Genomic DNA, 12,890 nt, shown 5'->3' on the forward strand with positions numbered 1-12,890 from the left:
TGGTAGGCGTCCTTCGTGCGCTATTCCTTACGGGAGATTGTGAGTTCATGCTGAACCGCGACTTTTGTGGCTCATCAAGCTAGCCGGCATGTCTGATCTGCGCGAGCAGTTTCTTTCGGAAGACTTCGGCCGGGGTTCGATAGCCAAGGCATTTGCGGGGTGTTGCGTTAAGCCGGTTGCAGATCTCGATCAGATCGGCATCTGTGACCGATAATGGATCGACCTCTCTCGGAAGCCATTTCCGGACGCGGCCATTGGTATTCTCGACGGTGCCTTTCTGCCACGGCGATTGCGGGTCGCAGAACCAGGTTTGGGTGCCGATGCTCGCCTGAAGATACGGCCAATCCGTAAACTCCGTGCCACGGTCGAAGGTGATCGAGCGACGGGCTAGATGGGGTAGGGCCTTGAGGGCCTGTATGAGGCCGTCCATGACCGGACGTGACTGACGGTCGTTGTTACGCAGGAAGATCGCAAATCGGCTAACGCGCTCGACGAGCGACGTGACGTTGGCCTTTCCAAACTTCTTGCGGAACTGGATAAGATCACATTCCCAGTGCCCAAACTGTTTGCGGTCAGCGACAGTGTCGGGACGACGCAAAATGTTCAGATCCGAGCTAAAGCGTTGACCGTGCTTGCGTCTGGCATGTCTTGGCCTGCGCCTGGCACGACGCTCCGGCAGATGTCGCCACAGCTTGATCGCCTGGCCGTCGGCCGAGTATGCGAATTTGTAGATCGTCTCGTGGCTCACCGAGATCGGATGGTGCTCCAGGCGCATCCGACCGGCAATCTGCTGCGGTGACCAGCCGTGTACGATCCGCTCGATCACCGATTGCCGGACATGCGAGAAGCGCGCGAGCTTGCGCAGCTTTAACCGGCGATCACAGGCCATCTGATGCGCGGTCACGCAGTAGTAGCCGCTGAGATCAGGAACTTCCTTGTCGACGAATATGTTGCGCCAGACTTCGCGAAAGATCGTCGAACGATGCCTTCCGAGCTTCTCTGCAATGGCGTCAATACTGAGCCCAGCCAACCTCCAACGGGCAATCTTACGGCGTTCGTCCAATCCAATCTGAGAGTAGGTGCGCTTCATTGCATCGTCCTTGCAATTGATAACCCATTGGGATCATTAGCAAGTCGCACTTCATTCTAGAATCCACCCGGTTACACACCTAGATCGGATAAGATAGATTATGGAACCATTGCGTATCTAGATCTGCGAAGAGGCTCATAACTATCAGCCGTACGCCAACCAACAACATCGCCAAATCGCTTTTTCTTTCGGCGCTTATCGCTGGATGCTGATGTGCCGATTAAATCACTTCGCGCTTTCAGCGCCAGCGAAACAATAAAAACCGCGACACCTCAACAACAGGCAAACTGCGATCATTACGCCGCGCGACATCATGCAGGTCGTCAGCCGCTTTCCAGTTCGACCAGTTCAATATCGAAGCTCATCTGATCATAAGCCGGAACCACATGATCGGGCGTTTCGGCCATGACCGTGTCATAGTCGAGCGGCGTATGCATATGGGTCAGGATCGCCCGTTTCGGATTCAGGCGCTTAATCCAGTCGAGCGATTGCTCGAGCGACAGATGGCTCGGATGATAGCGATATTGCAAGGCATCGATGATAAGGACGTCGAGCTCTTGAAGTTTTTCGACAGTTTCAGGCGGAAAGTCACTGATATCACTGCAATAAGCGACGTCGCCAACGCGAATGCCAAGCGAGTATATGTCGCCATGCTGCTGCAGGTGCGGTCGGATCGAGATCGTTCCGCCCCCGCCGCTGATCCGAACCGGGACGTCGAGGCTTCCGATGACCTTTGCTTCGACGATCGGCGGATAGTTGCTGCCGGGCGGCGTTTCAAGGCAGTAGCCGAACCCTTGTCGAATGCGGTCCATCGTCTCACGCGTGGCGTGAATCGGAACCCGCTGCTGCGCGCCATAGAAATAGCCACGCAGATCGTCGAGGCCATGGATGTGGTCGGCATGGGCATGAGTATAGAGGACAGCGTCGATGTGAGTGACGCGGGCCGCGATCATCTGCTCGCGAAAATCCGGCCCGGTATCGATGACAACGGTCGTGACGCCGCCGTTGTCATCATATTGCTGGACCATGAACGCCGCGCGGGTGCGGCGATTCTTCGGATTGGTCGGGTCGCAGGCACCCCAATCGCCAGTGATGCGTGGAACGCCGGGCGACGACGAACAGCCGAGAATGGTGAAACGCCGCCTGTAGCCCACGCTGTCAGATCCTCGGCATCTTTGAGAAAATGCGGAATGCGTTTTCGGTGGTGATCCGCGCCATCTCGGCATGGCTGAGGCCGAGCGTCTCGGCCAGAACCTCGGCCGTGTTCACGACATAGGACGGTTCGTTGCGCTTGCCGCGCCAGCGCTTTGGCGCAAGGTAGGGCGCGTCGGTCTCGACAAGAAGCCGATCCTGCGGCACCGTTTTGGCGATATCACGAAGTTCCTCCGACTTCGGGAAGGTCAGGATACCGGAGAAGGACACGTAGCCGCCCAGGTCGACGCCGATCCTTGCGAGTTCAGCGCCAGACGAGAAGCAATGGAGGATAAAGGGAAACGCCCCCTTCCCCATTTCCTCTGTCAGGATCGCAGCCATGTCTCCGTCGGCGCTGCGGCTATGGATTACGAGCGGCAGCTGCGTCTCGCGCGAAGCGTCAATGTGGCGCCGCAGCCCGGTCTGCTGGTCCTCCGGCTTTTGCGTATCGTAGAAATAGTCAAGGCCGGCCTCGCCGATCGCGACAATCTTCTCGTGGGCATTGGCCAGACGCACGAGATCTTCCGTCAGGATATCGAGCTCATCGCCCGCATTATTCGGATGCGTGCCGACGGAACAGAAAACAGACGGATATTTCTCGGTGATGGCCAGCAGCGCGTCCAGCTTGCGCACCCGCGTCGAGATCGTCACCATCTGCTTGACACCCGCGTCGTGGGCGCGCTTGACGATCTCGTCCCGCTGCTCCTCGAAGTCGGCGAAATCCAGATGGCAATGCGTATCGATCAGCATGAGGTCCTCACGCTTCCGGCGCGACGTAGCGCGGGAACACTGGCTTCGGCGCTTCGAGCGCCGTGCCTGCGATGAGGCGGCCGGCTTCGCCGAGCGCCGCGAAGTCGCGCTTGTCGGCAGGAGCCGCAACCAGATCAAGCAGCTTGCCGGCCGATTCAGGCACGAAAGGCTGCAACAGGATGGCAATCTGGCGGACGACCTCGGCCGTGACGTAGAGCACGGTGCCCATGCGCGCCGGATCGGTCTTCTTCAGCGCCCAGGGCTCCTGGCCGGCGAAGTAGCGGTCGGTCTCGGAAACGACAGCGATGATCGACGCGAGCGCGCGATGGATCAGCTGCTTGTTCATGTCGTCACGCGTCGACGCGAGCAGCGCGTCGGCCTGCGCCAGCATGGTCTTGTCCTCGTCCGTCAGCGGACCGCATTCCGGGACCTTGCCGTCGCAGTTCTTGACGATCATCGACAGCGAGCGGCTGGCAAGGTTTCCGATGCCGTTGGCAAGGTCGGAGTTGATGCGCGTGCCGATCGCCTCTTCGCTGTAGCTGCCGTCCTGACCGAAGGAGACTTCGCGGAGGAAGAAATAGCGCACCTGGTCGAGGCCGAAATGGTTCACCAGATTGACGGGATCGACGACGTTGCCGAGCGACTTCGACATCTTCTCGCCCTTGTTGAGCAGGAAGCCGTGCGCGAAGACGCGCTTGGGAAGCGGCAGCTTGGCCGACATCAGGAAGGCCGGCCAGTAGACCGCGTGGAAGCGGATGATGTCCTTGCCGATGATATGAACGTCCGCCGGCCAGTACTTGGCGCGGGGACCGTTGCGATCCTCGATGTACCCGGTCGCCGTAATGTAGTTGGTTAGGGCATCGACCCAGACATACATGACGTGATCAGGGTCGTTCGGCACCTTGATGCCCCAATCGAAGGTCGTGCGTGAAATCGAGAGATCCTTCAGTCCCGACTTGACGAAGGAGATGACCTCGTTGCGCCGCTCGGCAGGCCCGATGAAGTCAGGGTTGGCTTCGTAGTGCGCGAGCAGCTTGTCCTGATATTCGGAAAGCTTGAAGAAGTAGCTGGCCTCTTCCACCCATTCGACAGGCGTGCCTTGCGGTCCGTAGCGCACGCCATCGGCGCGCAGCTCCGTCTCGCTTCCCTGATAGTAGGCTTCGTCGCGAACCGAGTACCAGCCGGCATAAGAATCCTTGTAGATGTCGCCATTGTCAGCCATCAGGTTCCAGATGTTCTGCGACGTCTCGTGGTGACGCTCCTGCGTCGTGCGAATGAAGTCGTCGTTCGAGGCGTTGAGGAGCTGCCCCATCGACTGGAACGCACTGGAATTGCGATCTGCAAGCTCCTGGGCCGACATACCCTCGGCTCGGGCCGTCTGCTGCATCTTCTGGCCGTGCTCGTCGGTACCCGTCAGGAAGAAGACATCCTTGCCGTCGAGGCGCTGGTAGCGCGCCATTGCGTCCGTCGCAATCAGCTCATAGGCATGGCCGATGTGCGGCTTGCCGTTCGGGTATGAAATCGCGGTGGTGATGTAAAACGGTGTCTTCTCTGTCATGGCGGCCATTCGTGTCCGGCTTACTCTATAAAATTTGTCAGCCGCTCTTAGCGCAAGTCATGGCGAAGCGAAACAGCAAGTTTCGAAAGCAGGCGATTTGCCGTTCGCCGGCGTGCTGCACTTGACTCGATTCTGGGCGCATTCTACCCAAAGAAAATTCAAAGGGCGGGCATCAGCGACGTGACATATTCAGCACTCGGCAGCACCATTCACGCGCAGGGCTCGAGGTCTCCTATTTGACCGACCTTTTCAGCTTCAATCCCCTCTATTCCCTCTCCGGGCTTCTTGTCGGCGCCTTGGTCGGCATTACGGGTGTCGGTGGCGGGTCGCTGATGACGCCGTTGCTGGTACTTCTCTTCGGGGTTCATCCAGCGACAGCCGTCGGAACCGATCTGCTCTACGCAGCTGTGACCAAGACAGCCGGAACAGCAGTTCACGGCATGCATGGCAGGGTGAATTGGCGCATTGTAGGCTGCCTGGCTGCCGGAAGCGTCCCGGCCGCCCTGCTGACGCTCTGGCTGATGGCGGGAGTCGATCGTAGGAGCGTCGAGGTCGCCCACACGATTACAATGGCCCTTGGTTGGTTGCTTGTCATGACCGCGTTTATGCTGGTCTTTCGCAAGCAAGTCCTCGCGCTCGCGCTTCGCTCGATTGGAGAGCGCTCTCCGCCCAAGCCGCTCACGATCGCCATCTGGACAATGGTCCTCGGGCTGGTGCTAGGCACCCTCGTGACGCTGACGTCGGTGGGCGCAGGGGCGCTCGGCGTGACGGTACTGCTGGTCCTCTACCCGCGCCTCGATGTTCGAGAAATTGTTGGCTCCGATATCGTTCACGCCGTCCCGCTGACACTGATCGGCGGGATGGGCTACTGGGTGATCGGCGAGATCAACTGGGGAATGCTGTTTGCCCTGCTGGTCGGCTCGATCCCCGGGATTATCGCGGGCAGCCTGATCGCACCTAAGCTCCACGAACGGACAATCCGCATCGTGCTGGCGCTGACGCTTGCCGTCGTCGCATGGAAGCTGCTGGCAACCTGATCAGGGGCCGGGCTGCTTGATATCTCCAAGGATGCTGAGGATCGTCTGCTTGCGATCCAGATTGTAGGCATCCGAAACGGTCAGCCGCTCGCCAATGTCTGAATGCAGGCGGGCCAGCCTCTCCGCGGCAGCCACCTGCCCTGCCATCGCCGCAGCCCGTGCCTTCTGCATCAAGTCCTCGCCGACGTGGCCGGTGAAAAATTCAAAGATTGTGTCACTGTCCTTCCCGGAAAGCGCATCCGCCAGCCGATGCATAGCCCTGCGGGCAAATGCCCCCTGCGCACCCAATACATCGTTGTAAGCAGCGATGATATCGCTGCCGCCGTAGTTCACCAGCTTCAGCGCCTCGCCTACGCTGCCATTTGCCGCCGCAAGCAAGTCGCGGTTGGCCTCGATACCGAGATGGGCGAGCGCCGCACCGAGAGCACTGTCGTCAAGCGGCGCGAGCTTCAGCGGCAGGCAGCGCGAACGAATGGTTGGAAGCAGCTTGCCGGGCGCATGGGAGATAAGCAGGAACAGTGCGCGTTTCGGCGGCTCCTCGAGGATTTTCAGGATCGCATTCGCGGCATTGCGGTTCATGTCATCGGCAGGATCGATGATGACAATGCGCCAATTGCCGGTGCCCGACGTCTGCGAGAAGAAGCGCCCTGCCCGCCTGACCTCATCGACCGTGATTGCGGATTTCATCTTCCCCGTCTTTTCATCGACGGGCCGCGCCAGGTGCAGCAGGTTATGCGAGGCGCCCGAGGCGATCTGGCGGCTGACAGGAGAGGCCGGATCCGGATCCTCCAACCGATCCGGCGCGCCGGCCGGATCCGGATGCGTCAGGACATGATTGGCGAAGCGGAAGGCAAGCGTTGCCTTGCCGACGCCCGGCGGTCCCTCGATCAGGATCGCATGGTGGCCCTTGCCCGACCGATACGACTGCGCGAGGAAGGCCTCGGCGTCATCATGGCCGAATAGCTTCATGTTTTCGGCTGGCCAGATGGCACCGTCAAGCAATCCCGGTCGTTCATCGTTCATGAGTTGCTTCCGCTAACTTGGTCGCTGTCGCATGCGGCAGTTGCCGCCAGACGGTCTCCAGAACCTCGGCGGCAATGACCTCTTCGGACCGCGTTGCATCGATGACGTGGCAACGGTCAGGCTCCCGGGCGGCGATATCGAGAAACGCTTCTCGGCGCTTCTCGTGGGTTTCGAGCTCCTCCTTCTCGAAGCGGTCCGGGGCGACGTCGCCAGCAGCGCCTCGCCTCCGGGCGCGCTCGAGACCCGCCAGCGCCGGCAGATCGAAGACAAGCGTGCAGTCGGGAACGATACCATTGACCGCGACGCGCTGCAGCGCCTCGATGAATTCCGACTCAAGATTCCCGGTCACGCCTTGATAGACCCGCGACGAATCCATGAAGCGATCGCAAAGGACCACCTTGCCGGTCATCAAAGCCGGCCGGATGACTTCCTCGACGTGATCATTGCGTGCCGCTGCGAAGAGGATTGCCTCCATGCGGGTTCCAAAGGCTTCGGCAGCACCCGAAAGGAGCACGTGACGCACAGCCTCGGCGCCCGGAGAACCGCCCGGCTCCCGTGTCAAAAGCACGTCATGACCGCGGGCACGGAGAGACTCAGCAAGGCGGCGGATCTGCGTCGACTTGCCCGCGCCCTCCCCGCCTTCAAACGTTACAAACAACCCAGTACCGGATGGCAATGACTAATTCCTGCATTACGGCGGTCACCCGCACCACTGCCGTACATTTAACGGAAGGCAGCGAAAAGCGAAACCGCTCGACGGTAACTCTCACCCTGAATAGCGAATTCGGCGATCAGGTGGGTTCGGGCTTATCCCACAGCCAGGAGAACAACAGCGTCTCGCCGAGTTCCATCAGCGCGTCGACGGCACGGCTGCTCAAAGAGCCAACCTCCACGGTCTCCTTCGTATAAAGGGGTACCTCACGCAACAGGCGACCGCCCGCGAAGATGCGCAGCGACCCTATTTCATGGCCGGCCTCCATGGGAGCCATCAACGGCCAATGGTAGACGATGCGCGCCGACAGCCGCTCGGGATTGCTGATCGGTACATAGACACTCACGGGCGTCTTTGCGACGAGATCAACGCTTCGCGAGGTTCCACCGTAGACGCTTGCTTCGCCGATCACCTCGGCGTCGGCGAAAATCTGACGGCTTTCGAAGGCGGTCAGCCCCCATTCGAGCACGCGCTTGGCCTCTTCGGTGCGCTCCTTGTCGGAGGCAATGCCGCCCAGGGCCATGAAGAGCCGCCGGCCATCGCGTTCGGCGGAGGCGACGATGGAATAGCCCTCTCCCTCGGCAAAGCCGGTCGCCAGGCCATCAACACCCATGCCGAAACCAAGCAAAGGATTGCGGTTGCGCTGGAAAATCCTGTTCCACTCGAAATCAGGCTGCGCAAAATAGGAATAGAGGTTCGGATAGGACATTTGCAGTTCCGCCGCCAACGTCACCATGTCGAGCGCCGTCGTCCTGCTTTTGCCGTCAGGCAGCCCGGTCGAATTCCCGAAGATGGACCGCTCCATACCGAGCGTTTTAGCACGCCGCGTCATAGCAGCCGCAAAGGCCGGCTCACTGCCGCTCATGCCTTCAGCGAGAACGATGCAGCTGTCGTTGGCGCCCTGAATGGCAATGCCTTTGATCAGATCCTCGACGCGGACGTTCGACTTGAGCGCGGCAAACATCGTTGCCGTGCGCGACGGCGCCCCCCCAGTTCGCCAGGCGTATTCCGAAACCGGATACTGCGTGTCGAGGGTGATCTGGTTCTTCGAAAGGGCGTCGAAGACGAGATCCACCGTCATCAGCTTCGCGAGTGACGCCGGCGAGAAGGTCTGATTCTCGTTCTTGGCAAGAAGCACGGTCCGGGTAGACGCCTCGACCATGTAGGCTTGGGCCGCCTTGGTCACGAATGAAGCGTTGGCATCACCGCTCGCGGCAGCGGCAACCGTTGCGAAAGGCAGAAGGCAAACACAGAGGCCAACGAAACGCTTGAACACCGAAAAACCCCACAGCTCGGTCGAGCTCGACGATGCTAACAACGGACCTGGAGCGACGCAATGGCCGCCGTTACTCGCCGCGCGCGGCGGCTGTCTTTTGACGCTTGACGGATGCCAGGATCGAGTCCTGCGTGAGGCCGTCGTTGCGAACCATCACGGCGTCGAAAGCGAGTTCGACGGTAACAGTCTTGGCGCCCTGTTCCTGATACCCCATTGCGAGAGAGCGCTGCCCTCCATAGGGGCGTTCATATGGGAAAGGGCCAAATTCCGGGAGGACGATCATCTGAGTGGCCGCCGGCTCCGCCAGGGGCGCGACGCCGCCAAAAGACGGTGACGGCATCGGCGTCGGGACAGGCGCAGCATTGTAGCGCGCGCTCGGAGTCGAGCCGGCATAGGACGTCGCCGAGACCGGCACAGGAACATTCTCCGGCTCGGGCGCGAAACCGCCGAAGCTCTGGAGCTGGTCTGCGGTTATGCGCTTGCTGTTGGAGGCGACCATGACACCGGTGGCAATCTGCCCGCCACCCGGGTTGATGCCCGGAATGCGGCTGCCCTTCGGCACATAGGAGGCCATCAGATAAGGCATATCATGCCCATCCATCCGGGCACGCCCCACATACTGGACGCGGACGTTTCCGGTACCGCTGTGCTGCAGGTCAAGCATATCCGCCGTCTTATTGGACAGGTCGATAATGCGCCCTTCGTGATACGGACCACGATCGTTGACACGCACGATAATGGACGCGCCGTTTTCCGTATTCGTCACGCGTGCATAGCTCGGCAGCGGAAACGTTGGATGCGCGGCGGAAAGGTGCATCTGGTCATAGACTTCGCCGTTCGCCGTCAAACGGCCATGAAAGGCCGAGCCGTACCACGACGCAACACCAACCTTGTTGTAGGAGAAATCTTCCTTCGGGTAGTACCACCTCCCCTTCACCACGTAGGGGTCCCCGACCATATAGCGGCCGCCGCCCTTCGGGATGTTGTTGCCGGTGGCAACACGGGGGCTGGCCTTGACGCCGTATTCCTTCTCCGAGAAATACTCCTTGCCGTGAGTGCGCTTTGTGGGCGTAGGCGAGGAACCGCAAGCCGTAACCGTTGCGCAGATCAGCGACAGCCCTACCCATCGCATTCCCGTTGCGAATGACGCCGCCCCGTACTCTCGTTTCATATGTCCCACGCCGCTCAAGACCGTTATGGTTAAGAAATCTGCCCGATCCGGGCAAGACACCCCTAATCCCACCAACCTAACGAGACTTTAATCATGCGGCCTTCATGGCAAATTTGCGAAGCATTTCGCCAAGATAGGGACAATTCTAATTAATATGGTTAATAATTCACTAATTTAAGATTCTGAATAACGCAGTCGGTTCAGCCCGGCTGGGCGTTTCAGCAACGGGGAGCTTCTCCCCTCCGCGGCCCTTCGGGTACCGTACAGAACCAGTTGACGCTGCCGCCGAACGGCTTTAAACGCTGCATAGCCTGAGCTGATGGCGTCAGGCAACCGCAGGTGCGCGGGTTTCGAGCCCGCTTCAAATCAACTGCATGGAAGAGTGTCCGAGTGGTTTAAGGAACCGGTCTTGAAAACCGGCGTGCGGGAGACCGTACCGTGGGTTCGAATCCCACCTCTTCCGCCAAGTTTTTTATTCATGATACTGATATCAGACGATTTTCATCGATAGCTCGTTCTCGCTTGCTATCTTAGATTGCGCCATGCTGGGAATGAGAGGAGAAACCCATACGGGTGACCGAGGCTCGGCGATCCATAGGAGAATTCAACGCAGTAGCCGCGGATGATCCACAGGACTATCATGTCTTACCGATGAGAAGAAATTACTGCGATGAACCGACGCCGCGCGACTATCTGGGTCCTGTCTGTCATCGTTGCCGTTAGTCTGATGCTCGACGGACCATCCGCCGTTGCTCATTATCAGGCTGACCGCAGGGACAATAGCTTCGTCATCATCGCAAATGAAAGTGTGGTCGACGCTCTCAACGAGCTTCAGGCACATGTTCTGAGCGGCCCGATACTCGCGAGCGTAATCACTGCGAGCCGCGATGAGGCCATCCACAAGGCTTTGCCGATACCTGCACACATTCGCCGTCAGTTGACCGGCTATGCCAGCGAAGACTCAATGAATCGCGTCAGATACAAAATCAATAACGACAGCTCCTTCAGCCTTGCCTACTTGCTGGAGCATGGCGGTTTTGCAGATGCAGTTACCCTAATCGATGTCGTTGTGTTCAGAGACCCGCGTGTAGCCGCGAGTCCCTGTGCGTGGGCCCATGAGTTGACGCATGTCGACCAATTCCGGGAATGGGGGGTGGAGGGTTTTGCCGTCCGATATGCGCGGGATTGGCGGACGGTCGAAAGTCAAGCTTATGCCAAAGGTGACGGCTACGACCGTTGGAAGCATCAACAGAAAGAATTCCCCAGCCTTGATGTCGATCACAAATGCAGCCTGAAATGATCGGAGTCGAGCGCCAGGCAAACGCTGCCCAAGGAGCGAGGCGCTTGGGCTAGCCAGACAAACATTCCACTGATGATCCAACCTCGACCCTCCTGAGAACTCTCTGAATTTCGAGGATCTTGTCCTTCATCAGGACCAGGAAATGGAGTTCATCCAGGCGCGAGCCGCTCTTGGTGCGCACCTAACTCTCGGTAATTCGCCGCTCCTCGTCCAAAGCCACGGCAAGCTGCTTCCAGTCGAGATCCTCCTGCAGTTCAAGATACTGGCTAGGACCGACACGATCCGCGTCGCGCAGTTCGTCGAGGCGTTTGCGTTGCGCCAGTACAGCGGCAAGGGCCAGATCACGACGGCGTGCTGGCAAAGACCCAGGGCCACTCTCGCAGATTTCTCGATAGGCTAGTCTGATGGCCTCGACCTCCGGGCCCTTCTCGCCTTCAAGGCGGCCAAGGGCAGCCTGGGCAAGAGACTTGCGTGCCATGTGGATTTCCTGCCTCGACTTGTCCTCCCTCCCGAGCTTCAGGAGGCGGATCATGGGCGCGAGAGTTGCGCCCTGGATGACCAGTGTTGCGAGCACGACCGAGAAGGCCGTCAAAACCACGAGGTCTCGTTCGGGGAAGTCCGCGGGCAACACGAACGCGGTGGCAAGGGTAACCAGTCCGCGCATACCCGACCACCCAACCAGCAGCGTTTCACCATGTTCAAAGGGTGCGAGTTCATGACCGCGCCGATGCCGATAGCCAACAACCGCGTGAAAAAAGAATGCAATCGCCAAGCGCGACGCAATAACGCCTACGACGACGATCGCAGCGAACCCGATCGCCCTCTCCAGCTCGGCCGCCGACATGGCGCCAACAATGCGGCGGGCCTGCAGTCCCATCAGCAGAAAGGCAACCACGTTCAACAAGAAGACCACGGTCGTCCAGACGGCAAACGAGTGGACCCGCATGCGCGGAGGATCGTCGACCTTGGCAAGGGTAGCGAGTGTCATCGCACTTGCCACTGTTGCCAGCACGGCAGAGAGGTGCAGACGCTCGGCAATCAGCCACGTCGCGAATGCATAGACGAACTGAAGAAGCGTGCCGCCAACCGTATTGTCGGTGACGGGACGAAGTCGTGAAACCAGAAACCCGAAGGCAATTCCGAACAAAACTCCGCCCGGCGCCGCAAAAGCCATCCGCGCTACGGTTTCAGTATCGAACCCACCCCTCGCCTGGATGGTCAAAGCCGCGCTGAACAGCAGCAGCGCCGTAGCATCGTTGAACAGGCTTTCGCCTTTGAGAAGTGCGTCGACCCGGCGGTCGACCGGCAGATTGGACAGGACCGCGGTCGCCGCAGCTGCATCCGGCGGTGCGACGATCGCACCGAGAGTCACTGCCACCGCGATGGGCAACCCGACGGTAAGTGCACTGATCGACACCACGACTCCAACCGTGAACAGCACTGCCACAACCGCGTAGACGAACAGCGGCACCAGCATGCGCCGCGCCGCGCCGAGGGGGAAGTCGTAGGCGGAATCGACAAGTACGGGGGCGATGAACAATGCAAGGGCGGTCGGAGGGTCGATGGGTATATCTGGCGCACCCGGCAACACCGCGACGGCAACGCCGGCTGCGGCGAGGATGCCGGGATACGGCAGCTGCATTCGTCTGGTTACCTGCAATAGCAGGATTGCGACAGCAAGCAGTGCAACGAGTGTTTCGAAGAATGTCATGCCCCGAATAGTAGCAGTCTTTAGCGCGCGTTGAAGAGGGATCGATTCCCTTGTAGAACCCGGTAGTAGAA

The 12,890-nt window shown here is 59.6% G+C and carries 11 protein-coding genes and 1 tRNA gene; 3 read left to right on the forward strand and 9 right to left on the reverse strand.

All coding sequences use genetic code 11. From position 1 onward, the window contains the following. Positions 1 to 79: 79 nt before the first annotated feature. The 4 genes from C934_RS0102085 to metG form a co-directional block, all read right to left on the reverse strand. On the reverse strand, positions 80 to 1,090 hold the full coding sequence (locus C934_RS0102085) for an IS30 family transposase (protein WP_018855056.1): 1,011 nt from the start codon (positions 1,088 to 1,090) through the stop codon (positions 80 to 82). A 323-nt stretch (positions 1,091 to 1,413) separates the two neighbouring features. Then, on the reverse strand, positions 1,414 to 2,244 hold the full coding sequence (locus C934_RS0102090) for an MBL fold metallo-hydrolase (protein WP_018855057.1): 831 nt from the start codon (positions 2,242 to 2,244) through the stop codon (positions 1,414 to 1,416). Between the two features lie 4 nt (positions 2,245 to 2,248). After that, positions 2,249 to 3,031, reverse strand: a complete 783-nt coding sequence (locus tag C934_RS0102095) for a TatD family hydrolase (RefSeq protein ID WP_018855058.1) — start codon at positions 3,029 to 3,031, stop codon at positions 2,249 to 2,251. Positions 3,032 to 3,038: 7 nt separating this feature from the next. After that, entirely contained in the window at positions 3,039 to 4,589 is a 1,551-nt protein-coding gene (gene metG, locus C934_RS0102100) for a methionine--tRNA ligase (protein ID WP_026371503.1), read from the reverse strand. Positions 4,590 to 4,825: 236 nt separating this feature from the next. Here metG and C934_RS0102105 point away from each other — a divergent pair, with 236 nt between their 5' ends. After that, complete coding sequence (locus C934_RS0102105; RefSeq protein WP_018855060.1) at positions 4,826 to 5,626, forward strand: sulfite exporter TauE/SafE family protein; 801 nt, start codon at positions 4,826 to 4,828, stop codon at positions 5,624 to 5,626. Here C934_RS0102105 and C934_RS0102110 read toward each other — a convergent pair whose 3' ends face one another. The 4 genes from C934_RS0102110 to C934_RS0102125 all read right to left on the reverse strand — a co-directional run bounded on the left by C934_RS0102110 (position 5,627) and on the right by C934_RS0102125 (position 9,808). Further along, entirely contained in the window at positions 5,627 to 6,649 is a 1,023-nt protein-coding gene (locus C934_RS0102110; RefSeq protein WP_018855061.1) for a DNA polymerase III subunit delta', read from the reverse strand. Then, positions 6,639 to 7,325 (reverse strand): dTMP kinase, encoded by a 687-nt coding sequence (tmk, locus tag C934_RS0102115; protein WP_026371504.1) that lies wholly within the window; start codon positions 7,323 to 7,325, stop codon positions 6,639 to 6,641. The genes C934_RS0102110 and tmk overlap by 11 nt, the downstream gene beginning before the upstream one ends. Positions 7,326 to 7,440: 115 nt before the next feature. Continuing rightward, on the reverse strand, positions 7,441 to 8,637 hold the full coding sequence (locus C934_RS0102120; RefSeq protein ID WP_018855063.1) for a D-alanyl-D-alanine carboxypeptidase family protein: 1,197 nt from the start codon (positions 8,635 to 8,637) through the stop codon (positions 7,441 to 7,443). A gap of 70 nt (positions 8,638 to 8,707) precedes the next feature. Then, positions 8,708 to 9,808: a septal ring lytic transglycosylase RlpA family protein gene (locus C934_RS0102125; RefSeq protein ID WP_026371505.1), complete on the reverse strand. Its 1,101-nt coding sequence runs from the start codon at positions 9,806 to 9,808 to the stop codon at positions 8,708 to 8,710. A gap of 376 nt (positions 9,809 to 10,184) precedes the next feature. On the opposite strand from C934_RS0102125, the gene C934_RS0102130 reads away from it, so the two are divergent. Together C934_RS0102130 and C934_RS33190 are read left to right on the forward strand one after the other, a co-directional pair. Then, positions 10,185 to 10,274 (forward strand) — tRNA-Ser (locus tag C934_RS0102130). Positions 10,275 to 10,478: 204 nt separating this feature from the next. Further along, entirely contained in the window at positions 10,479 to 11,108 is a 630-nt protein-coding gene (locus tag C934_RS33190; protein ID WP_018855065.1) for an eCIS core domain-containing protein, read from the forward strand. Between the two features lie 181 nt (positions 11,109 to 11,289). Here C934_RS33190 and C934_RS0102145 read toward each other — a convergent pair whose 3' ends face one another. After that, the gene (locus C934_RS0102145; RefSeq protein WP_018855067.1) at positions 11,290 to 12,819 is read right to left on the reverse strand and encodes a cation:proton antiporter; all 1,530 of its coding nucleotides are present in this window, start codon (positions 12,817 to 12,819) and stop codon (positions 11,290 to 11,292) included. Positions 12,820 to 12,890 lie beyond the last annotated feature (71 nt).

The organism is Rhizobium sp. 42MFCr.1 (genome assembly GCF_000377185.1).
GTDB lineage: Bacteria > Pseudomonadota > Alphaproteobacteria > Rhizobiales > Rhizobiaceae > Rhizobium > Rhizobium altiplani.

Excerpts from the sequence above, each read along its gene's own strand:
- C934_RS0102085 (WP_018855056.1), bottom strand. The coding sequence starts at position 1,090 with ATGAAGCGCACCTACTCTCAGATTGGATTGGACGAACGCCGTAAGATT.
- C934_RS0102095 (WP_018855058.1), bottom strand. The coding sequence starts at position 3,031 with ATGCTGATCGATACGCATTGCCATCTGGATTTCGCCGACTTCGAGGAG.
- metG (WP_026371503.1), bottom strand. The coding sequence starts at position 4,589 with ATGACAGAGAAGACACCGTTTTACATCACCACCGCGATTTCATACCCG.
- C934_RS0102110 (WP_018855061.1), bottom strand. The coding sequence starts at position 6,649 with ATGAACGATGAACGACCGGGATTGCTTGACGGTGCCATCTGGCCAGCC.
- C934_RS0102125 (WP_026371505.1), bottom strand. The coding sequence starts at position 9,808 with ATGAAACGAGAGTACGGGGCGGCGTCATTCGCAACGGGAATGCGATGG.
- C934_RS33190 (WP_018855065.1), top strand. The coding sequence starts at position 10,479 with ATGAACCGACGCCGCGCGACTATCTGGGTCCTGTCTGTCATCGTTGCC.
- C934_RS0102145 (WP_018855067.1), bottom strand. The coding sequence starts at position 12,819 with ATGACATTCTTCGAAACACTCGTTGCACTGCTTGCTGTCGCAATCCTG.